Consider the following 22,268-nt stretch of genomic DNA (forward strand, 5'->3'; position numbering starts at 1 on the left):
GCTCCTGCTTCATGGGCTGGTCTGGACGCCACTACTAACGAAGTGGGCCGCGGGTAGCGTTTCCGGGCGCCGTTTTCTCGAACCCTTAATCGCGCCCCGCCGTGCCGCTCGCGCGCACCCGGTCGTCGACGATCAGTCCGTCGCGGACCCGGATGATCCGCTTGGCGTGGGAGGCGACGTCCTCGTCGTGGGTGACCATGATGATCGTGCGGCCGCCTTCGTTCAAGTGCTCGAAGAGCGCCATGATCTCTTCGCTGGTCTGCGAGTCCAGGTTGCCGGTCGGCTCGTCGGCCAGCAGGACCGCCGGGTCGTTCACGAGGGCGCGGGCGATCGCGACGCGCTGCTGCTGGCCGCCGGAGAGCTCGCTCGGCTTGTGGTCGAGGCGATCCCCCAGCCCGACTTCGCGCAGCCGGTCGGCGGCGAGGGCGTTGCGCGCGCGCGTGCCGATGCCGGCGTAGAAGAGCGGAAGGGCGACGTTCTTCACCGCGCTGGTCCGCGCCAGCAGGTTGAAGCCTTGGAAGACGAAGCCGAGCTTTTTGAGGCGGATCACGGCAAGGCCGTCGTCGGGAAGCGTCGAGACGTCGACGCCGTCGAGGCGGTAGGTACCGGTGGTGGGGCGATCGAGGCAGCCGAGCGTGTTCATCAGCGTCGATTTGCCGGAGCCGGAGGGGCCCATGATCGCGACGTACTCGCCCGCGTCGATGCGGAACGTGACGCCGTTGAGCGCGTGGACGTGAACCTCGCCGAGGTCGTAGGTCTTGGTGACGTTGACGACGTCGATCGCGGGATCATTCATAGCGCAGGGCCTCGATGGGGTCAAGGGTCGCTGCGCGCCAGGCGGGATAGGTGCCGAACGCGACGGTGACCAGCGTTGCGAAGCCGGTCGCGATCGCGATGCTGCGCAGCCATGGGATCGGCGCGACGACGCCGGAGAGGTGCACGATCGCGACGTTGTTGACCACGCCGCCGATCGCGACGCCGAAGATCAGGCCGATGAGACAGCCGAAGCCGGAGAGCGCGAGCGCTTCGATGAAAAACTGCAGGAGCACTTGAAAGCGGGTCGCGCCGATCGCTTTGCGCAGGCCGATCTCGCGCGTACGCTCCGCCACGCTGACCAGCATGATGTTGAGGATGCCGATTCCGGCGACGAGCAGCGAGACCGCGCCGATCAGCGCGACGACGAGCGTGATCCCCGCGAAGAGTCCGTTGACGGCGTTCGAGAACGTCTTGCGATCGAAGGTCTGGTAGGTGACGCGGCCTTTCTTGAGCTGCTTGAGCCAGCGCAGCGTGTCGCTCTCGGTTCGATCGACTTGCGTCGGATCGGCGAGCAGAAAGCGAGCGGCGACGATCGCGCGGCCGCGCGCGTACTGCCGTTCGTAGGTCGGGTACGGGATCGTCACGCCTTGATTGATGACGACCGGGACGATCCCGCTGGCGGCTTTACCGAGCACGCCGACGATCGCGTAGCGGTGTTCGCCGACACGCAAGGTCGCGCCGACCGGATCGCCGGTGATCCCGAGCGCGGTATACGCTTCGTTCGAGAGGACGCACACGTTGCGCGCCGTCGCGATGTCGTCGGCGGAGATCTTGCGGCCGAAGCGGATCGGCGTCGCGGTCGCGAAGCGCTCGTCGGCGCCGGCGCCCAGCGAGACGCGCCGGGTGAGATGACCGTAGCTCGCGCGCAGCGATTGTCCGCCGGCCGGGATCGCGTCGACGAGGTTGGGCACCTCGTACTTCGCTCGCTGGAGGTCGGAGAGACGGATCGCGGCGCGGGTGAAATCGCTTTGCTGCGCGTTCGGAAACACGACGAACGTCGCGTCGCTGATCCCGCCGAGGATCCCCTCGACCGCTCCCGCCATCCCGGCGCCGAGGACTTGGATCGCGATCACCGCCGTCACGCCGATGATCAGCCCGAGCGCGGTGAGGATCGAGCGCACGCGGTTCGCGGCGAGCACCGCGAACGCTTCGGTGAAGTACTGCCAGATGCTCACGAGCGGAGCGCCGCGATCGGGTCGAGGCGCGACGCGCGGATCGCCGGATACGTGCCGAACACGCAGCCGACGAGCGTCGAGAAGCCGACGGCGACCGAGATGATGAGCAGATACGGGATCGGTGCCGGGCCGACCAGCGACTCGACGGCGCGATACGCCAGCAGGGTCGCGACGAAGCCGAGCACCGTCCCGACCCCGCCGCCCATGAACGAGAGCAGGATCGCCTCGAGCAGAAACTGCAGCGCCACGTCGCCGCGCTTCGCGCCGATCGCCTTACGCAGCCCGATCTCGCGCGTGCGCTCGGTGACCGAGACCAGCATGATGTTCATGATCCCGATCCCCGCGACGACGAGCGCGACGCCGCCGATCCCGGTCAGCCCGGCCGCCACGATCCCCAGCACGTTGTTGAAGACGTTGACCTGCGCCGTACTGTCCTGCGTCTGATACTGCGCGCGCGCACCGTGCAGGCGGCGCACCGACGCGTCGACGGCCTCGGAGACGCGGTCGACGGAGACGCCGGGCGCGGCGTAGATCGTGAGCGAGTCGATCGGACCCGGCGTGAAATCGTGAAACCACGTGTACGGGATCAGCGCGAAATCGCTCGCGCCGATCGAGTTGAACAGGCTCCCCTTGATCTCGTTGAAGACGCCGACGACCGTGCAGCGCGAGCCGCCGACGCTGACGACGCCGCCTTCGGCCGGACCGCCCTTGAACAGCTTGTCGGCGAGCGGTGCGGTGAGTTCGCAGACGTGCGCAGCCCCGGCGACGTCGGCGCGATTGAAACGGCGGCCTTCGCGCAGCGTGATGCTGTCTTTGTAATAATCGCTGGCAGAGCCGACGAAGGTGTTGATCGCCACGCCGTTCGCGCGCAGCGTGAACGAGCGGGTGTACGACGGCTCGATGTGATCGAGCAGCGGACCCGCGGCCGCTTCGATCGTGCGGACGTCGCGGTACTGGATCGCGGCCGCGCGCGCGTCGTCCTGATTCGAGTCGACGGCGATCGTGATCCCCTGGTCGCCGAAGGAGTTGAGCGTCCCGGTGATCCCGCCCGACGCCGCGCGGCTGATCCCGAGCACGGCGATGATCGACGACGTGCCGATGATCATCCCCAGCATCGTGAGGATCGAACGCGTCCGGTTGCGCCAGATCGCGGCGAACGCCTCGGCGGCGTACGCTCCCAACCGCGTCACGGCTTCGGCGAGGGGCTCGCGGAGGGAAGCGCCGTCGGCGAGACGTGCATCCCCTCGACGATGCCGATGTTGCGCTCGGCGACGACGGTATCCGCCGGGGCGATCCCGCTGCGCACCACGACCTGCGCGTCGTTGGTCGCGCCGAGTACGACCGAACGCTTCACCGTGGTGCCGTCGGCAACGACGAGCACGTAGGGCCGGTTTTTGTCGTCGCGGCGCATCGCGTCGGCGGAAAGCACCAGGACGTGCGGCAAGTTTTGGGTCACGATGTCGACGTCGACGTTCATTCCGTCGCGCAGATACGGCACGGTGCGATCGAGCGCGATCGTGGTGATCACCTGACGCGAGGTGTTCGAGGGATCGTCGCTCTTCTGCGCGACGGCGCCGACGGTGACGATGTGGGCGGGGAGCGTCGTCGTTCCGAGGTCTTCGCCGGAGACGACGGCGGAGGCGCCGGGACGCACCGAGGCGACGTCCTGCTCGTCGACCCGCGTGCGCACGACGAAACCGGCGTTGGTGGCGAGCGTCACGATCGACTGCCCGGCGGTGACCGCGTCGCCCGGCTGCAGCGGCCGCAGGGTGTCGCCGGTCTCGGTCGCGATCGTCTGCACGACGCCCGCGAACGGCGCGGTGATGCGCAGGCGCGCGACCTGCTCGGACGCATAGCGCCAGTCCTCGGCCGCTTTCTGCGCGTCGGCTTGCGCGGCGAGGACGTCGCCGCTCTTGTCCTGGCTCGCGTTCGCGCGCGCGGCGGCGAGCGCCGCCTGCGCCTGCGTGACGGCGTCGCGCTCCGCGCGCACGCGATCGGAGAGCACCGGCGACTGCCGCGCAATCTGCGCGTACGTCTCGTCGCGGTCGCGTTTCGCCTGGTCGTAGGCGACCTGCGCCTGCTGTTCTTTGGCGAGATCGAGGTCGAGCGTGTTGCGCGCGATCGCCTTCTGCGCGAAGAGGTCGCGATCGGCGTCCGCGATCCGCTTCGCTTCCCGCAGATCGGTGGCGCGCTGTGCGACCGCCGCGTCGGCTGCCGCGCGCTGCTGCGATGCCGACGTGCCCCCGTACCCCAGGCCCGACTGCGTCCCGGCGCGCTGGTCGGTGATCGCCTGGTTCAAATTGAACTTCGCCTGTTCGAGCGCAGCCTGCGCCTGCACGACGCTCGAGCGGTTCTGTGCGGGCAGGACTGCGTTCGTCTGTTGGACGGTCCGCAGCCGACCCTGGGCCGCGAGATAGGCGGCGTGCGCCGTCGCTTCGGCGTCGACGAGCTGCGGGTTCGCGATCGCGGCGAGCAGGGTGCCGGCGGCGACGCGCTGACCGGGGCGGACCCAGATCGTCTCGATGTTGCCGGCTACGAGCGCGGCCAACGTCTGCGTCTGCGGCCGCTGGACCACGCCGGTTTCGGGCAATTTCATCTGGAAGCGCGCGTACGCGGCGCGGGTGACCTTCACCGGCGTCCCCGCGCCGCGCGGGCGCGCGACGAAGGCGCCGACCACGAGGATCGCGGCGATCGCGGCGATCGCAATGACGAGGTTGCGGCGACGATCCACTCAGACCCCCACGTCGACGACGGCGAGCGCGTCGGCGGTGCCGACGGCGGTGCGCAAGCGTACCAGCGCGTTGAGATACGCGACGCGCGCTGCGACCAGATCGTTTGCGGCGGAGAGCGCGCTCTGCTGCGCGGCCGCGGCGTCGGTGAGCGAGATCAGTCCGTTGCGGTACTGCAGCTGCGCGATCCGGGCGGATTCGAGCCCCAGCCGCGTGCCCTCGCGCTGGGTCGCGAGGTTGGCGTTCGCGGTCTGCACGCCGCGCAGCGCCTGCCGCACGTCGGTCGCGACGCCGGATTCGTCCGACGCGAGCGCTGCGAGCGCCGCATCGAGCTGCGCGCGCGCGGCGCGGTGCGCGGCGCGGCGCGAACCGTAGTCGATCACCGGGAGCGTGAACGACTCGGTCGCGCCGAGGTTCCAGAAACCCGGCCGCTGGACGGCGTTGCCCGCGACGAGTCCGAAGCCGGGGACGAAGCGCGACGCGGTGCCCGACGTCGGCGATTCGGAGTTGCCCAGCGATGCGCTGAGCGTGAGCTGCGGGCGGCGGTCGCTCTCGATCGCGGCGTCGGCGAGACGCGCGACGGCAACCTGCGCGCGGGCGCTCCCGATGTCGCTGCGCGCGTCGAGCGCCTGCGCGATCAGCGCCGCGAGCGGCGTCGTCGGAGGCGGCGGTTCGGGGAGGTCGACCGGTAGCGCGAATGCCGTGTCGGGCGGTGCGCCGATCCGCTGCGCGAGCGCTTCGCGCGCGTTCGCCGCGGCGGCACGCGACGAGGTGAGCGTCGCTTCGCTGCGCAGCTCATTCACCTGCGCGCGCAGGACGTCGACGCCGGCGACGCGGCCGACGCGCTCCTGCGCGCGGGCAGCATCGAGGAGCTGCTGCTGGTACGTGCGATCGCCGTCGGCGAACCGCACCGCTTCGCGCTGCTGCACCGCGTTGTACCATGCGGCCGCGACGTCGCTCGCCAGCTGCTGCTCCGCGCGCTTTTCATCGAAGCGCGCCGCCTCGACGTTGCGCTTCGCCTCCTGCGCCTGAATCTGCGCGAGCGATCCGTTGTAGAGCGTCCAGTTCGACCCGATCTGGGCGAGATTCTGCGAAAAGACCGACGCTTGCGACAGACCGAACTGCTGGAACGATCCGCCGCTGTTCCCGTTTCCTTTCGAAAGCTGATTCTGCAGCGTCGCCGCGAGCGACGGAAACTCCGCCGCATGGTTCTTGGCGTACGTCGCTTCGTTTTGTGCGAGGGCGGCACGGCGGTTGAGCACCGTCGGGTCGTGATCGAGCGCGAATCGCACCGCGCCGCGCAGATCGAGCGGCGGCGCCGGCTGCGCGGCTGCCGGCACGACGAAGAAGGCGACCGCTGCGAGCGCGGCGCCTGCGCCGACGCGTGCGCGCATTACGGGGTAAACAGCGCCGCGAGACCGGCCGAGATGACGAGCCCCGCGATCGAGAACGCCCAGGCGATCGCGGGGGAGATCCGCGCGATCGCTACCAGGCCGTATGCCTGCAGCGTCGTCACCGACAGCGTGACGATCGAAAACGCGGCGAGAAACGCCTGTGCCTTGTTCGGCGCCGACGGCGCCAGCAGCGCCAGGCTGGGCATCGCGCGCGTCACCGAGCCCAGACTGTCGAACGACGCCGCGCCGCGCATCACGCAGATCAGTCCGGTGATGACGAGCCCGAGGCCGGTCACCACGCCCAGCGTGATCGCGAGCGCGAAGAAGTGCCGGAACGAACCTTCGCCTTTGCCGACCGCCTTCGCGAACAGCGCCAGGACCGCGGTGATGAGCCCGCTGATCAGCAGCCCGATCGGAAACCCGATCCATTGCAGTTTGACCGAGAGCCGCGCGAAGCTCATCGTCTGCTCGATCGCCTTCGCCTGCTGATCGGGCGGAAGTTTCGCGACCGCCGGGTTGGCGGCGTAGAGCGCCGGTCCCGAGGTCTCGAGCGCGTGCATGAACGCCGGCTGCATCAAGAGGAAGCCGGCGATCCCGAGCAGGCTCGCGACGAGATAGGCCCATCCCCACGCCGGGACCAGCCGGATGCGTTCGAACGCCGCGCTCGGTGCGATGACGATGTCGACGACGTTGTGCAGGCTGGAACCGCGCTGTTCCGCGGCGGACGGGATGGTCACGCGACATACTCCCCGGTCATGAGCGAGCTTACCTAGCGTTCGGCGATGGTGTTTCACCCACCAACGCATCAATTCGGAGTTTTCGTTCGATGACCGCACGCGCCCGCTCCAGCCCGGCCAGGCGCGTTTCGAGCAGTTTGAGCCGCAGATACGATTGGACGAGCCGCCGCGAACGCCGCGAATAGAGGCTCGAGGCTGGGAACGCCGGATACGGGACCGGCGTCGCCGCGGGCCGCGAGGCGTGTGCGCCCGGCGGTGGAACCGTCGCCGCCCGGAGCGGGGTCGCGGCAGTCGAACAGAAGAGCACCAGCAGGGTGCCGGGGAACAGCGTGTTGCTCACGCCCGTCCTTCCCACCGGCACCGTCCTCCCGCAAGGATCCCCTTTGACTTCCGATACCTTTGTCGTCCCTGCTCCGCCCAGCGAGCCGTATCTTCGCATCGTCCCGCTCGGGGGCTGCGGCGAGATCGGCCGCAACATGACGGTCGTCGAGACCAACGACGATCTGGTCGTCGTCGACTGCGGGCTGATGTTCCCCGACGAGGAGATGTTCGGGGTCGACATCGTCATCAACGACTTCACCTACCTGCGCGAGCGCCGCGACAAGTTCCGCGGCCTGCTGGTCACGCACGGGCACGAAGATCACATCGGCGGGATTCCCTACCTGCTGCGCGAGTTTCCGCAGATCCCGGTGGTCGGCACCCCGCTCTCGCTCGCGCTGATCCGCGCGAAGCTCAAAGAACACAAGCCCGGCGAGTGGCAGGCCCGCGAAGTCGAACCCGGCGATCGCGTGAAGTGGGGCGCGATCGAAGCGCAGTTCATCCACATCAACCACTCGCTGGCGGGCGCGTGCGCGCTGGCGATCCGCACGCCGCTGGGCACGGTCTTCCACACCGGCGACTTCAAGTTCGATCAGACGCCGATCGACGGCGACCCCGCCGACTTCGCGTCGATCGCGCGCGTGGGCGACGAGGGCGTGCTGGTGATGCTTTCTGATTCGACCAACGCGGAGCGTCCGGGCCACACGCTCTCGGAACGGATCGTCGGCGAAGCGTTCTCGAACATCTTCGCGCGGGCGAAGGGCCGCATCATCGTGACGTCCTTCGCGTCGAACGTCCCGCGCATCCAGCAGGTCGTCGATCAGTCGCGGCGCTTCGGGCGAAAGGTCGCGTTTCTCGGGCGTTCGCTCCAGAACGTGGTGCAATTCGCCGGCCAGCTCGGCTATCTCGACATCCCCGACGGTCTGGTGATCCGGCTCGAAGATGTCGACGATCATCCGCCCGAGCAGATCTGCGTGATGACAACCGGTTCGCAGGGCGAGCCGATGTCGGCGCTGACCCGGCTCTCGGTGCGCGACCACAAGAAGTTCAAGATCGTCCCCGGCGACACGGTCGTGATCTCGGCGACGCCGATCCCCGGCAACGAGAAATCGGTCGCGAAGACGATCAACAACCTCTACCGCATCGGGGCGAACGTCATCCACGGATCGAGCGGCAACGCGCACGTCTCGGGACACGCATCGCAAGAAGAGCTGCTGCTGATGCTCAACCTGGTGCGGCCGAAGTACTTCGTCCCGATCCACGGCGAGTATCGGATGCTGGTGACGCACGGACGGCTCGCCGCGCAGACCGGCGTCGCCGGCGACAACGTCTTCGTCGCGGAGAACGGCGACGTGCTGCAATTTACCAAAGAGGGCGCGGAGAAAGTCGGCCGCACGTACGGCGGCAACGTGATGGTCGACGGTTCCGGGGTCGGCGACGTCGGCGAAGCGGTGCTGCGCGATCGCAAGCATCTCGCCGGCGACGGGATCATGATGGTGGTGGTGACGGTCGATGCGGAAGAAGCGCGCGTCGTCGCCGGTCCCGATTTGATCTCACGCGGCGTGTTCTACTTGCCCGAGTCCGGTGAACTCGTCGACGAGTTGAAAGAACGGCTGTCGCGCATCCTGGCCGACTGCAGCGTCGAGGGGATCCGCGACATCGGCAACGTCAAGGAACACATCCGCTCGGGGCTCGCCAAGATGGTGTTCGAAAAATCGCGCCGCCGGCCGATCGTGATCCCGGTGGTGATGGAAGTCTGACGCCGGGCTTGCCGGCCCGCCTCACGCGCGTGATACACACTCGTGCGCGATGTCGCTGCTCGAGATCGTCCTGCCGCAGACGAAGCCGGAAACCGAGTGAGTTCGCGGGCGGGGCCCTCCAGAAGGTGAGCCCGACCTATAGTCACGCGGTGCTGCAGAGGCTTTTGGCGACCGCTTTCGGTGCGTGGGCGGACGAGGGCGAGCACGGACGCGTCGGAACGGAATGGCGATTTCGCACCGCTCCGCCCGGCGAGGTTGTGCACCCGCTCGTGCCCGATGTGGCGTTCATGGCATTTGCCGATCTTCCGATCGGCGCACCACGCAGCGCGATCGAACTGCCGCTCGGCGCGCCGACGGTCGCGGTCGAGAATTCGCTCGCCGGACGATCGTCGAGCGGACGTCGACGACAAGATCGAGACCTACCTGCGCGCGGGTGCACGAGTGGTGGTCGTCGTCGGTCCGCAGCACGAGGCGATGGATGTGCACGACGGTGCGCGCCGAACGCTGCACGTGGGCGCCACGCTGACGCACGAGGCGCTCCCAGGATTTGCGCTCGACCTCGACGTGTTGTTCGCGCGCGAAGCGCTGAGCGATTCCATCCGTTCGGACGATCCGTTCGGACGGGCCGCATGGGGCCTGCGGGGGGGTTGACACGCAGGCGTACGATAGGGGCGGACATCCTCGTTAGGTGAGGCGTCCGCACGACAACAAGCCGCTGCCCGGAAAGGTCGAGAGACCCCAATGGGTTACCAGGCCTCGTCGAATCAAGGCGAGATCTAATGCGGCTGAGCTTCGGCTCTACGGCGTGTGGTGCCAAACCCCGGACGTAGAGGCCGATCGACACGCCGCAGGCCTGTCGTTCTTCTTCACCGCCGGATCGTGGATCTGAGCGGTTTTTTTATCTGAGACGCGCACCAACGGTGCGATCCGAAAGGGGGTGAGTTCCGCAATGGACGACGGCAGTAGTTGTATCGACCGACCTCCGCCCGCTAGGGGCGTTTTCGCCGGCGTCGCTTTGCGACGTCATTTGTAAGTAGGAGAGCTACCATGGCATCACTGGTTGCCCTGCGGTCGCTGCACGCGCCGCACACCTTCCTCGGCCGAATTGGGGCCATTTCTTCGAGCGCGTTACGCGCGACCGCACGCGCCTTTATAGCACGCCGCACGTCGACGAAGACGCATTGCCCCCCGCCGTACGTCGCTGAACCTGTCATGAGCCCGACGTCGATCTATTGGATCTTGCATGTGCGATGATGAACAACGCATCATCGATCCGCAAGCCCGGCTTAGCTGCGATCATCGACGCGTGCGCCGCGCGCGACCGTGCATGGCGCAAGGGTTACGCGACGACCGCATATCTCCTCGACGTCGCTCTGCGCGCAACGTTGGAGCGCCGCCGCACGGCGCAGGCCGTCCGGCGCGTCCTCGCGCGACGGGCAGCGCTGCACCGGTAGAGCCCGACACGCACCTTCATTCGAGCGCTGCGCGACGCGCGCAACTTCGCCACGCTTTCACGTCGCGCAATCACGCAGAAACGAACTTCAGCATCAATGTTTGAGGAGAGTTACGTGGCGAGCATCCACGAACCACGCGCCAACGCCTCGGCGCATCTCGATGACATGCACGTTGGCGACATCAATGGTGGCCTCGGGACAATTCGTCGCGGTGATACCGGCGCGCGCAAGACGCTGCGGCAGCGGTTGGTGACGTTCCTTGCGATCCTCGGTCCCGGGCTCATCGTCATGGTCGGCGATAATGATGCCGGAGCGTTCGGTACCTACACGCAAGCCGGGCAGAATTACGGAACGACCCTGCTCTGGACGCTACTACTCCTCGTGCCGGTGCTTTACGTAAACCAGGAGATGGTGTTGCGGCTCGGCGCGGTCAGCGGCGTCGGCCACGCGCGACTCATTCTCGAACGCTTCGGCCGTTTTTGGGGCGCATTCAGCGTCATCGATCTGTTCATCCTCAACGCCTTGACGATCGTCACGGAATTCATCGGTATCAGCCTAGCGTTGAGTTTCTTCGGGCTGCCGAAGATCTGGGGCGTGCTGGCCTCAGCCGCACTCGTTATCATTGCAGCGGCGCAAGGGAATTTTCGGCGCTTCGAGCGCTTCTGCATCGTGCTCTGCATCGGCAGCCTGTTTTTGATCCCGGTTCTAGTTGCGGTGCATGCGCCACTGGGTCAAACGGTGCACGATTTCTTTATCCCCGGGCTCCCGAAGGGTGCCGAACTCAGCACCGTCATGCTGCTGATCGCCGGCATCGTCGGGACAACGATTGCGCCATGGCAGCTCTTTTTTCAGCAGAGCTACGTGATCGATAAGCGGATCACCCCTGCGTTTATTAACTACGAGCGTTGGGATCTGGTCCTCGGCATCGGTTTCGTGATATTGGGCGCGATCGCGATGATGTCGTTTACGGCCGCCACATTCGCCGGGCATAAGGAATTTGGCAACTTTGCAGACGCCGGCGCCGTAGCCGCTGGAATCGCGAAGTACGTCGGATACTGGCCGGCAGCGTTCTTTGCGATCGCACTCATGGATGCGTCGATCATCGGAGCTGCCGCCGTGAGCCTCTCGACGGCCTACGCCGTTGGCGACGTGTTGTCGCTCAAGCATTCGCTCCATCGCAAACCCACCGACGCGCCGGCATTTTACGGTGTGTATCTGGCGTTGATCGGACTCGCCGCCGCGCTCGTACTGATCCCAGACTCGCCGCTCGGATTGTTGACCAATGCCGTGCAAGTACTCGCCGGCGTCCTGCTGCCCAGCGCGACCGTGTTCCTCTTATTGCTTTCAAACGATAAGCCCGTGCTCGGACCTTGGGCGAATACCGCCCGCGTAAACATTTTCACCGGTGTCGTGATCGCGGTACTCGTGGTGCTCTCGATCGTGCTGACCGCGTCGACATTATTTGCGAACTTCGGCACGACGCAGATCCTGGGGACCCTGGGAGTCGGGCTCGTCGGCGCGACCGGCATTGGAGTGTGGCTCGCGATCGCGCACCCCAGCCCAGCGGTTGGCGAATCGATGTCCTTGGATGCGAAGCGGGCCTGGCGGATGCCGCCGCTAACCGAACTTCCGCCCGCGAAGCTCTCGGTGCTCAATCGCGTGTGGCTTGTCATCTTGCGTGTCTACTTGGTGGGTGCCGTGGTCCTGGTCGTTTACAAGGTCACGCTACTCGCGCTGCACAGGGCTTGACGCGTAGCGGGTAATGCAACGCGATTGGACGCGTGCGCTCCTGTGGATCGCGGCAATTTATCTCCTCGTCATTATCGTCGGATTTATCTTCATCTGGCTTCACGTATTCCAGCTCCCTCAGCCACTGCGCCCCACGCGTTAAATCGGAGGGTCTCATGTTCTCACGCGGCTTCGCGCTCGGTGCGGCATCCGTCTGGTTGGTTGCGCTCGGGCTCACCGCTCGGTCAACCGCAAATGCGGACCCGAGTCAGTCGCCCGGCCCTATTTCGACGATATCGCCGACGGCGACATCGTCCGCCACACTGAGCCCCGCCCCATCGTCGACTCCGCGTGCGCCGGGCCTGCATGTCGACTCCGCCGCGAGCATCACATTCGTCAATCAAGGTACCTCCGGAGGCGGACAAGTCGGGCCTGAGGCGCCTGGGTTTCTTGCCGGTTCGCCGCTCTCGCCGAACACACCGTACGATCTCTTCTCGAGCGCCCCGCAGGTTCCGGGGATCGCTGGGATCGGCGCGCTCGTCTCGACCGCGACGTACCGTTCGCGAACGCTCGACATCGGCCTCACCGCCGGGCTCGGTTACGTGCGCGGAAGCACGACCAACGCCACGTATTGGGGTGAAAACCTCCTCCCGACGTTAAATCCGCATCTTGGATCGCAAGCGTTGCCCTACGCCATCGCGTTCCCGACGCATGCTGGCGGCGACGATGGCACGGCACTGCGATTATCGCTGCTCGGCGCGTCCATCGCGACTGCCGACGGTAATCTGCGCGTGCGTGGTGGCTGGTTCGATCTCGCGCAGACCGACCGTTTCGTCTTCGCGCCGCCGGCGCTCACCAGCGTGAACCCGCAGATCGCGTACGCGCCGGCGGAATCGCTCTCGAGCGGGCTCGCCGGCGCGCCGTGGTGGCAGCCCGCCGCGACGGCGCTCCCGCTGCACGGGATCGACGCCGTCGTGCGGCACGGCGACGCGACCATCGAACTTACCAGCGCCGCGCTGCCGTCGCTGCCGGGCCAGGGCGCGCGCATGACGATGGGGTCGCTCGTGTTCGATCGCGGCGAGGGGACGCGCTTCTCCGCGCAGCTGCTGCACGTCGCGACCGGCGGTGCGCCGTTCGGCACGACGATCCCGACCGGACTCGATCCGCGGTTTACGCCGACGCCGCAGGGGATCTTGCCGACCAGCACGCTCAGCGGCCAGCGTCAGACGATCGCGGGAGTCCGCGGCGCGTTTCACCTTCTGCCCGCCGAGGGTGTCGATGCGGTCGTGGAGATCGGCCGCGCGTGGTACGACGCCGCTCCGGTCGCGCGCCCCGGCACCGAGGCCCCGGGCGGCTTCTATCACGTTGGGCTCGCGTGGATGCACAACCGCGCTACCGCAGCGCTGGATCTTTATCGGATGGAGCCGCGGTACGCTACGATCATCCTGCCGTACGGCGTTCCGGAGAATCAGTGGAGCGCGGCGTTCGCGTGGCCCGGGCAATGGCTCAAGTCCAACTATCAGCTCATCGACAACAGCGTGCTGGGCGTCAACCGCCAGGGATATCGCCTCCGTTACGCCGTCGACGAGGGGCCGCTCGAAGCGCGTCTCGAGTTCACGAACTTGCAGCAGATCGAACCGGAGACGACGTCGATGTCGACGCAGTCGGGGTATGTCGACGGCTACTATCTGCCGCAAGTGCCCGATGCTGCGACGTTCGGACGGCAGAAGCGCTACGGTTTCTGGGCGGCATGGCATCCGCGCTTCGGCGACGTCACGCTCGACGTCGTCGACGACACGCTCTACCGGCCGTTCGCCCCGGCGCATCCCGAGGATCGTGTCTCCTACGAGGTGCCGCAAGCCGTCGTCACGTACTCGCGCGCGATCGCGGCGAATGCTACATTCGCCGCGGGCCTCGGACGCTATGCGATCAAAGGCGCGTTCGCCGAACCGCTCGACTTCGCCGAACGCCTCGCGTTCGCGGGCGTGCAGTTCCGGTCGAGTTCGCGCGCGTCTACGTTGATCACGTTCCGGCGCACGGCGTTCGCGGGGATGTCGACCTTCCCGGCGTCGCCGGCGAGTCCGAACTTCACCGGTTCTGCGCTGGTCGCCGAAGAACGTCTGCGGTTCTGATCATGGACTTCTGGGATTTCGTCCTGCGGCTCGCAGCTGCGCTGCTGCTCGGTTCGATCGTAGGCCTGGAGCGGCAGTATCGCCAGCGCACGGCGGGGCTGCGCACGAATGCGCTCGTTTCGGTCGGTGCGGCGACGTTCGTGATGATCTCCGCACTCGATAAGACGGGCGATCCGACGCGCGTCGCAGCCCAGGTCGTGTCCGGGATCGGGTTCCTCGCCGGCGGCGTGATCTTTCGCGAAGGGCTTAGCGTGCAAGGACTCAACACCGGCGCGACGATCTGGGCGACCGCGGCGGTCGGAACGCTCGCGGGGTTCGGGTTTTTCGCGCAGGCGGCCGCCGGAGCGGCGGCGATCTTGGCGGCCAACGTGTTCTTGCGGCCGATCGCACGCAGCATCAACCGTCAGCCGTTCGACGATACCGAAGTCGTCACGAGCTACGAGATTCGCGCGGTCTGCCGCAACGACGTCGAAGAGCAGGTGCGCGAGGCGCTGATTGCGTCGGTACGCGGCGGACCGCTGATCCTGCAAGCGCTTTCCAGCGAAGACATCGAGGCGACGACGCGGGTCGAGGTGGTCGCCGACGTCGCGGCGAGGGGACGCGCGGACACCCACCTTGAGCGCTCGGTGACGAAGCTCGGCGTCGTCTCCGGCGTCACCGCGGTCAGCTGGAAAGCCGTCCCGACCGGCGAGGACGAACAGGCGATGCTCGGTGACGCGTGACGTCACCCGTTTAGCAGGCCGATGAAAAATCGGCCGAGTTGATGTTGGCGTGACGGCGTTTTTCGCGTATTATAAGAGCAAGTCTCCTCATACCTTGGTGAGGTTGCGGCCGATGCGGACTCATGATGAGCAGCGTGCATCCGTTTGGACGACGTTGCAGCCGGAAGACACCGTGCCCGGCGATCATCCGTTGCGCCCGATGCGCGTGATGGTCAACGAAATTCTGCGCGAACTCTCGCCGGAGTTTTCCAAGCTCTACTCCCGACGGGGCCGGCCATCGATCGCGCCGGAGAAGCTGCTGCGAGCCTTGCTGTTGCAAATGTTCTACTCGATCCGCAGCGAGCCGATGCTGCTGGAGCAGTTGCGTTACAATTTGCTCTTTCGTTGGTTCGTGGGCTTGAGCATGGACGACAAGATCTGGGACCCCTCGACGTTCAGCAAGAACCGCGATCGGTTCTTGAATGGCGAAATCTCCGAGCGGTTCTTCGCCGCCGTGGTCGAGCGGGCGCGTGCCGACGAACTGCTCTCGAACGAGCATTTCACCGTCGATGGGACGCTAATCGAGGCGTGGGCCAGCCACAAGAGCTTTCGGCCCAAGTCGGACGACGAACCGCCGACCTCGAGCGGCGGTCGCAACGAGGGCGTGAACTTTCGTGGCCGGCCGCGCAGCAACGAGACGCACGTCTCGAGTACCGATCCGGACGCGCGGTTGTACCGCAAGAGCAGCGGCGCGCCGGCGATTCTCGGCTATCTCGGACATGCTCTGATGGAGAATCGCAACGGCTTGATCGTCGGCGTGAAGACCACTCGCGCGACCGGGATCGCCGAACGCGAAGCAGCGCTGGAATTGATTCGCGGGGTCAGCGGAAGCAACCGAATCACGCTCGGCGCCGACAAGGCGTACGATACCAAAGACTTTGTCGAGGCGTTGCGAGCGCTCAACGTGACGCCGCACGTTGCTCAAAATACGACCCGTCGCCGCAGCGCGATCGACCGCCGAACCGTCCGCCATCCGGGCTACACGGTGAGTCAACGCAGGCGCAAGTTGATCGAGGAGAGCTTCGGGTGGGGCAAGACGATCGGCCGATTGCGCAAGGTGCATTTCCGCGGGCTTGATCTGGTCGGCGACATTGTGCGCTGGACGGCCGCGGCGTACAACTTGATCAGGATACGCAATCTGAGGGCCGCGACATGATGCGAAGTGATGCTGACCCGAGGGGCGTTTTCGAGATGAACCGCTCGGCAACGGGCTTCGAGAGGTCCGCCGACCTCCCGAAAACCGTGCTGAACGGGCAGTTCGCGAACCACGCGCCGATTTTTTCACGGGGCTGTTAGCGGGACGGGTTGTAGCCGCCGCTGACGTAGCCGCCAAGGTCGAGGGTGACGTAGCGGTAGCCGGCGGCGCGGACGCCGGCGACGATGCCGTCGCGGATCGCGGGATCGGCGAGTGCGGCGACGTCGGCGGGGGGGACTTCGATGCGCGCGATCTCGCCGTGGTGCCGGACGCGGCAGGCGCGGAACCCAGCGTCGTGGATCGTCTGTTCCGCGCGATCCACCTGACGCAGGAGTTCCAGCGTGATCGGTGTGCCGTACGGGAAGCGCGACGAGAGGCACGCCAGCGCAGGCTTGTCCCACACCGCCAGCCCCAGCCGCTGCGCGAGCGCGCGCACGTCGGCTTTGCGCAGGCCGGCGTCGTAGAGAGGGCTGCGTACGTCGTGTTCGCGTGCAGCCTTGCGTCCCGGCCGCCAATCGCCTTCGTCGTCGCGATTGTAGCCGTCGACGATGTGCGGGATGCCGCGTTCGCGGGCAATCGCGGCGAGCTTTTCGTAGAGTTCCGATTTGCAGAAGTAGCAGCGATCCACGGGATTCGCGGCATACGACGGGTCGTGCAGTTCGCGCGTCTCGATGACCTCGTGCCGGGCGTCGATCGCCGCGGCGAAGCCGACCGCGCCGGCGTACTCGCGCTCGGCGAGCGACTCGCTGCGCGCGGTGATACCGACGGCGCGTTCGCCGAGCTCCTGCGAGGCGACGTGCAGGACGAGCGCCGAGTCGACGCCGCCGGAGAACGCGACGAGCACGCTGCCGAGCTCGCGGAAGATCGCGCGCAAGCGCGCTTCTTTCAGGTCCAGGGTTTCGGTCGTCAGGTCGATCACTTCTCGGAGTCTCTTTGGATGGCGGCGTCGACGACGCGGGCCACCTCGGGAAGGGGCAGCGCGCGTTCTCGCGCGATGCGCAGCAGGTCGTCGTATTCGGCGCGGGCGCGGCCGCGGCCGTTTCCCGCGACGGCTTTGACGCGCACCGGGCCATACTGCGTTGCGACCGTCGTGACGGTGCGCTCGAGGACGCGGCGCCGTTCAGTGCGCACGCGCACGCCGATCGTCGTCGTCTCGTGCAGCATTGCGCGGGCGACCGCATCTTCGTCGCTTGGAACAGCGATGGCCGAGAGCGTGATCGCCGGGCGCCCTTTCTTCATCGTGATCGGCGTCAGCCAGACGTCGAGCGCGCCCGCCGCGAAGAGCCGCTCCATCGCGAGCTCGTAGTGCTGCGGGAGCATGTCGTCGATGTTCGCTTCGAGGATCACGACATCGCTCACGTCCGCCGAGACGGCCGCCCGCGTGCCGACGGTGACGCGCGTAACGTTGGGGATCGAGAAATCGCTCGTCCCGGCGCCGTAGCCGATTCGCTCCGGCACCATCGCCGGACGCGCGCCCGGCGTCGCGAGCGTGGTGAGAATCGCGGCCGCGGTGGTGGTGACGAGTTCGCCGTCCACGTCGACCGGACGCGTCGGCCACCCGCGCAGCAGGTCCGCCGTCGCCGGCGGCGGGTTGGGATAGAGACCGTGCTGCATGCGGATCCAGCCGTTGCCGATCGGGAACGGCGAGACGCGCAGTTCGTCGATTTCCAGCAAGTCGAGCGCGACGCAGGTTGCGGCGACGTCGAGGATCGCGTCGACCTGCCCGATCTCGTGAAAGTGAATGGCGTCGATGTCGACACCGTGGACACGCGCCTCGGCTTCGCCGAGCCGCCGGTAGATCGCGACCGCGCGCTCTCGCTGGCGCGGGCTGAGCGCACTGCGCTCGACGATCGCCAGCACGTCGGCGAGGGTGCGGCGCGGACCGTGCGCGTGGCGATGACCGTGCGCTGCGTCGTGCGGATGATGATGGTGCTCGGCGTCGCCATCCTCGCCGGGGACGACGAGGGCGGCGTACGTTGCAGCGATCCCCCGTTTCACGACGCGCCGCGGCGCAAACGTCCAGCCGTCGGCGACGACGCCGCGCAGCGCGCGCTCGAGTTCCGCGCGGTCGGCGCCGGCGTCGAGAAACGCGGCGAGCAGCATGTCGCCCGCCGCGCCGCCGATCATCTCGACGTAGGCGACGTTCATCGTGATGCGGCCGCGACGATCTTGTGCGCCATCGCCGCGGCGCCGAACCCGTTGTCGATGTTCACCACGGCGATCCCGGGCGCGCAGGCGTTGAGCATCCCGAGCAGCGCCGCGAGCCCGTCGAACGCGGCGCCGTAGCCGATGCTGGTGGGGACCGCGATCACCGGCGCCCGCACGAGTCCGGCGACGACGCTGGGCAGCGCGCCCTCCATCCCGGCGACGACGATCAGCGCGCGGCAGCGTTCGATGTCGCCCAGCGCGTCGAAGAGCCGATGGATCCCGGCGACGCCGACGTCGGTCGCGCGAATCGCGTCGTGGCCGAACGCGTCGACGCAGAACGCGGCCTCGTCGGCGATCGGGAGATCGGAGGTGCCGGCGCAGACGATCCCGATCCGCTCCCCCGTCCGCGGCAGCGCGCCGCGACGCAGCGTCCCCGAGCCGGTGTCGACGACGGCATCCGTATACGCGGCCGCGAGCGCGACACGCTGATCGGCCGGGATGCGCGTCGCCAGCGCAAACCCGGTGCGCGCGTAGAGCGCGCCGACCAGCGCGATGTTCTGCTCGAGCGTTTTCCCGGCGGCATAGATGACCTCGGGGACGCCGGTGCGGCCGCGCCGCTCGAGGTCGAGCTGCGCGACGGACGACGGATCCATGCCGATTCGTACCTCATCGCGTCAGTGTTGGCCTCGCTGTACCGCTGCACGGAGGGACAAACGCGCCGCTGGGCGTCTAACCGCCGGTATGGCAGATCGACGTTCCTTTCTCGGGGCGGTCTCAGGCATTGCCGCGACCGTCCTCCTCGCACGCGACGCCGACGCGCAGACCGCGCCGGCAGCCCCCGTGTCCCCAGCGAGTGCGTTGCCCGCGAGCGCGTCGCCCGCTCCCGCGCCGAGCGCCTCGCCGAAGCCGGCGTCGCCGCAGGCGGCGGCGATCGCCGCGTCGATGCGGCGCTTCGATTCGGCGCTCAGCGATGCCGACGTTGCGACGATCGCCCAGGGGATCGACGCCAATCGCGCCGGCGCCGCGCGGCTCAACCCGCGCAAAGCGACCGCGTTGAAGAACGGCGACGAGCCAGTGACGCGCTTCGCCGTCGCGAGGCCGCGATGACGGCCGACGATCTCGCCTTCGCCGACGTCGTCGAACTCCAGCGGCTCCTCACGGCGAAAGCCGTGTCATCGGTCGAGCTGACGGAACTCTACCTGAAGCGGCTGGAAACCTACGGGCCGGTCTACAGCGCGGTCGTGACGATTCTGCACGATCGTGCACGCCGTGAAGCGCGGCGCGCCGATCGGGAACGCGTACGCGGACGCGTGCGCGGTCCGCTGCACGGCATCCCCTACGGGGTGAAGGATCTGCTCGCGACCCCCGACGCGCCGACGACGTGGGGCGCGCAGCCGTACCGCGCACAGCACTTCGATTTCGACGCGACGGCGGTGCGCAAATTGAGCGACGCGGGCGCGGTGCTGCTCGCGAAGCTCGCGATGGTCGAGCTCGCCGGCGGATTCGGCTACGGCGACGCCGACGCGTCGTTCACCGGTCCCGGGCGCACGCCGTGGAACGCGAAGTTCTGGAGCGGCGGTTCGTCGAGCGGTTCGGGGATCGCGGTCGCGGCGGGGCTCGTCGGCTTCGCGATCGGCTCGGAGACGTCGGGCTCGATCCTCTTCCCGTCGACCGCCTGCGGGATCACCGGATTGCGTCCGACCTACGGCCGCGTGTCGCGTCACGGTGCGATGGCGCTCTGCTGGACGCTCGACAAGCTCGGCCCGATGGCGCGCAGCGCCCGCGATCTCGAGATCGTGCTCGCCGCGATCGCCGGTGCCGATCCCCGCGATCCCACGGCGGTCGACGTGCCGCTCACCGCGCCGCGGCGCCGGCCGCGTATCGCGGTGCTGAAGAATGCGACGAAGGGCGCGATGCCCGCGGTGGCGGCGAACTTCCGCGCGTCGCTCAAGGCGCTCGCGACGTTCGCCGACATCGCGGGCGAGGTCGCGCTCCCGAAAGGGCCGTGGGGACCGGTCGTCGGCACGATCGTCGATGCGGAGGGCGCCGCGGCGTTCCGCGATCTGATCGAGTCGGGGAAGTCGCGCGGCCTGCGCAACGCCGACGACAAACTCGGCGGCTACGTCGCGTATGCGACGCCGGCGGTCGACTACATCGACGCGCTCCGGCAGCGCGCGAAGCTCAACGCGGCGCTGGAAGCCGCTTTCGCCGGGTACGACGCGATCGTCTCGCCGACGTTGCACACGGTGACCTACCCGGTCGGAATACCGTTCGACAAGGCGTATCCGAAGTTCGGCGGCGGTCCGTCGCTGATCGCGCCGGGAAACCTCGCCGGACTGCCGGCGATCGCCCTGCCGAACGGCTTCGGTCCCAACGGCCTGCCGACGTCGGTCGCGCTGCTGGGGCGAGCGTGGGGAGAAGCGACGCTCACCGCCATCGGCGCACGCTATCAGCGCGCGACCGACTTTCACACCAAACGGCCGCCGCTCACGACGGGCCGCCCGTAAGTTCGTCGAAATAGAAACGCCGACGAGTTCAATCGTCGGCGTGTGACGTTCCCGCGTCACGCTGAGCCGGTCGAAGAGCGAGTCGTTCGACCCTTCGACCGTCTCAGGGTGACGGGGCGCGCTAGAACTTAATGTTCAGCGTCGCGTAGAGCTCAAAGGGGTTGGCCTGTGCTCCGGTCACGGACTGGAACACGTTCCCGAACGTCGGTGCATACGGATAATTGAAGCCGGGCTGCAGCGTGTCGCCGGGGTTGTAGAAGTTCGATCCGTACGTGCCGCCGCCGAAGTTGCAGCCCGCGCGCCCGCCGGGATTCCAGGGAACCGGCGTTCCGCCAAAGCACTGCGCGACGACGTTCACGAAGTCGACGCGCAGCGTCGACTGCTTATTGAGGTCGTACGAGACGGTCAAGTTGACGCCGAGCTTGTTGGGTTCGGTGAACTGACCGTAGTTGTCGAAGTGCTTGACGAACGGATCGGGGATGACGATGGAACCGCCGCACGTCGCCGCATTGTACGGCGAGCCGGCCTGCGTTCCGGGATAGCGCGGATCGCCGTTCGTGGTGGTCGCAGCATTGAGCGCCGAGCATCCGGCCGCGGGATCGACGCCGACGACCTGCAGCGGACGCCCGTACTGCGCGCCGCCTTGGAACTGCGCCGTCGGCGTGAAGTTCCATGGGCCGCGCTTGTAGTTCGCGATCAGCGTCAGGACGTGCGGCGGGATGTAGCTCTGGTTCGAACCGGTGCCCCGCAGGCCGCCGGAGTACGTGTTGTACACCGGATAGCGGCCGCCCGGATCGAAGAAGCTCTGGACCGGCATGTTCCAGTACGGGTTCGCGACGCTGCCCGCCGCGCATGCGGGGTCGGGAGCACCCTTCGCCGTGAAGCAGGGGGCTCCGACCGTCCCGGTCGAGGTGGTGGCCGGCGTCCCGAACGTCGTGTTGCAGCGCGCGTCGCTCGGGTTCGTCGCGCAGAACGACGTGTACGCGTTGTAACGCGCGATCGCGTTGTTCAGCGCCGTGTTGATGTTCGTCCCATTCTGGAACTTGTCGAAGGTGACGCGGGCGAAGGTGTAGGTATACCCGAGCTGCGTGTACCAGCCGTCCCGCGCGATGTCGCCTTTGCTGAAGGCGAGCTCGAGGCCCTTGACGTTCTTGTGCCCGACGTTGATGCCGGAGACGAAGCTGGTCTTCGCGTCGAGCAGCACCGTCGTCAGTTCGTTCTTCGTCTGCCGCAGATACGGCGTGAGCTTGAACGACGCGTCGGTGCCGTTGAACTGATGCTCCCACGAGGCGTCGATGTTGTACGACTCCTCGGGGAAGATCTTGTGGCTCGGGTTGCGGAACCCGATCGGATAGAACACCTGGTTCGCCGCGATGAAGTTCGGCTGCGTGGTGTTGTACTGCTGGAACGCCGA

General features: G+C 67.4%; 20 protein-coding genes and 1 riboswitch. Of the genes, 9 read left to right on the forward strand and 11 right to left on the reverse strand.

Translation table 11 applies throughout. The features are described from left to right. Positions 1-85: 85 nt before the first annotated feature. The 7 genes from WPS_RS03655 to WPS_RS03685 are packed head-to-tail and all read right to left on the reverse strand — an operon-like array spanning position 86 to position 7,191. Positions 86-796: an ABC transporter ATP-binding protein gene (locus tag WPS_RS03655; protein WP_317996499.1), complete on the reverse strand. Its 711-nt coding sequence runs from the start codon at positions 794-796 to the stop codon at positions 86-88. Further along, positions 789-1,991 (reverse strand): ABC transporter permease, encoded by a 1,203-nt coding sequence (locus tag WPS_RS03660; RefSeq protein WP_317996500.1) that lies wholly within the window; start codon positions 1,989-1,991, stop codon positions 789-791. The genes WPS_RS03655 and WPS_RS03660 overlap by 8 nt, the downstream gene beginning before the upstream one ends. After that, a complete protein-coding gene (locus tag WPS_RS03665) occupies positions 1,988-3,181 on the reverse strand; it encodes an ABC transporter permease (protein WP_317996501.1) in 1,194 nt (397 codons plus the stop codon). Before WPS_RS03665 ends, WPS_RS03660 begins: the two co-directional genes overlap by 4 nt. Then, positions 3,178-4,722, reverse strand: coding sequence for an efflux RND transporter periplasmic adaptor subunit (locus WPS_RS03670; RefSeq protein ID WP_317996502.1), 1,545 nt, complete (start codon positions 4,720-4,722; stop codon positions 3,178-3,180). The genes WPS_RS03665 and WPS_RS03670 overlap by 4 nt, the downstream gene beginning before the upstream one ends. Beyond that, positions 4,723-6,114, reverse strand: a complete 1,392-nt coding sequence (locus WPS_RS03675) for a TolC family protein (RefSeq protein ID WP_317996503.1) — start codon at positions 6,112-6,114, stop codon at positions 4,723-4,725. Further along, the gene (locus tag WPS_RS03680) at positions 6,114-6,851 is read right to left on the reverse strand and encodes a hypothetical protein (RefSeq protein ID WP_317996504.1); all 738 of its coding nucleotides are present in this window, start codon (positions 6,849-6,851) and stop codon (positions 6,114-6,116) included. The genes WPS_RS03675 and WPS_RS03680 overlap by 1 nt, the downstream gene beginning before the upstream one ends. Before the next feature lie 28 nt (positions 6,852-6,879). After that, entirely contained in the window at positions 6,880-7,191 is a 312-nt protein-coding gene (locus WPS_RS03685) for a hypothetical protein (RefSeq protein WP_317996505.1), read from the reverse strand. 43 nt (positions 7,192-7,234) lie between these two features. Between WPS_RS03685 and WPS_RS03690 the strand changes: the two genes are divergently transcribed. The 7 genes from WPS_RS03690 (at position 7,235) to WPS_RS03720 (ending at position 16,160) form a co-directional block, all read left to right on the forward strand. Beyond that, on the forward strand, positions 7,235-8,929 hold the full coding sequence (locus WPS_RS03690; RefSeq protein WP_317996506.1) for a ribonuclease J: 1,695 nt from the start codon (positions 7,235-7,237) through the stop codon (positions 8,927-8,929). 441 nt (positions 8,930-9,370) lie between these two features. Then, the gene (locus WPS_RS03695) at positions 9,371-9,580 is read left to right on the forward strand and encodes a hypothetical protein (protein ID WP_317996507.1); all 210 of its coding nucleotides are present in this window, start codon (positions 9,371-9,373) and stop codon (positions 9,578-9,580) included. 22 nt (positions 9,581-9,602) lie between these two features. After that, positions 9,603-9,768, forward strand: a riboswitch (M-box (ykoK) riboswitch). Positions 9,769-10,179: 411 nt separating this feature from the next. Next, positions 10,180-10,383, forward strand: coding sequence for a hypothetical protein (locus WPS_RS03700; RefSeq protein ID WP_317996508.1), 204 nt, complete (start codon positions 10,180-10,182; stop codon positions 10,381-10,383). A gap of 96 nt (positions 10,384-10,479) precedes the next feature. After that, positions 10,480-12,132 carry an Nramp family divalent metal transporter gene (locus WPS_RS03705; RefSeq protein ID WP_317996509.1) on the forward strand — a complete coding sequence of 551 codons (1,653 nt, stop codon included), beginning with the start codon at positions 10,480-10,482 and terminating at the stop codon, positions 12,130-12,132. A 770-nt stretch (positions 12,133-12,902) separates the two neighbouring features. Further along, the gene (locus WPS_RS03710; protein WP_317996510.1) at positions 12,903-14,243 is read left to right on the forward strand and encodes a hypothetical protein; all 1,341 of its coding nucleotides are present in this window, start codon (positions 12,903-12,905) and stop codon (positions 14,241-14,243) included. 2 nt (positions 14,244-14,245) lie between these two features. Next, positions 14,246-14,965, forward strand: coding sequence for an MgtC/SapB family protein (locus WPS_RS03715; RefSeq protein WP_317996511.1), 720 nt, complete (start codon positions 14,246-14,248; stop codon positions 14,963-14,965). Positions 14,966-15,077: 112 nt separating this feature from the next. After that, positions 15,078-16,160, forward strand: coding sequence for an IS5 family transposase (locus WPS_RS03720; RefSeq protein ID WP_317994189.1), 1,083 nt, complete (start codon positions 15,078-15,080; stop codon positions 16,158-16,160). 136 nt (positions 16,161-16,296) lie between these two features. Here the strand turns inward: WPS_RS03720 and larE are convergent, their stop codons facing one another. From larE to larB, 3 genes are read right to left on the reverse strand one after another with little or no spacing between them, the layout of a single operon-like run. Beyond that, the gene (larE, locus tag WPS_RS03725; protein WP_317996512.1) at positions 16,297-17,118 is read right to left on the reverse strand and encodes an ATP-dependent sacrificial sulfur transferase LarE; all 822 of its coding nucleotides are present in this window, start codon (positions 17,116-17,118) and stop codon (positions 16,297-16,299) included. Next, the gene (gene larC, locus WPS_RS03730; RefSeq protein ID WP_317996513.1) at positions 17,115-18,347 is read right to left on the reverse strand and encodes a nickel pincer cofactor biosynthesis protein LarC; all 1,233 of its coding nucleotides are present in this window, start codon (positions 18,345-18,347) and stop codon (positions 17,115-17,117) included. Before larC ends, larE begins: the two co-directional genes overlap by 4 nt. After that, positions 18,344-19,000, reverse strand: a complete 657-nt coding sequence (larB, locus tag WPS_RS03735; RefSeq protein ID WP_317996514.1) for a nickel pincer cofactor biosynthesis protein LarB — start codon at positions 18,998-19,000, stop codon at positions 18,344-18,346. Before larB ends, larC begins: the two co-directional genes overlap by 4 nt. Before the next feature lie 187 nt (positions 19,001-19,187). On the opposite strand from larB, the gene WPS_RS03740 reads away from it, so the two are divergent. After that, positions 19,188-19,454, forward strand: a complete 267-nt coding sequence (locus tag WPS_RS03740; RefSeq protein ID WP_317996515.1) for a hypothetical protein — start codon at positions 19,188-19,190, stop codon at positions 19,452-19,454. Further along, positions 19,451-20,854, forward strand: a complete 1,404-nt coding sequence (locus WPS_RS03745) for an amidase (protein WP_317996516.1) — start codon at positions 19,451-19,453, stop codon at positions 20,852-20,854. Before WPS_RS03740 ends, WPS_RS03745 begins: the two co-directional genes overlap by 4 nt. Positions 20,855-20,975: 121 nt before the next feature. Here the strand turns inward: WPS_RS03745 and WPS_RS03750 are convergent, their stop codons facing one another. Further along, positions 20,976-22,214 (reverse strand): hypothetical protein, encoded by a 1,239-nt coding sequence (locus WPS_RS03750; RefSeq protein WP_317996517.1) that lies wholly within the window; start codon positions 22,212-22,214, stop codon positions 20,976-20,978. Positions 22,215-22,268 lie beyond the last annotated feature (54 nt).

The organism is Vulcanimicrobium alpinum, assembly GCF_027923555.1.
Lineage (GTDB): Bacteria > Vulcanimicrobiota > Vulcanimicrobiia > Vulcanimicrobiales > Vulcanimicrobiaceae > Vulcanimicrobium > Vulcanimicrobium alpinum.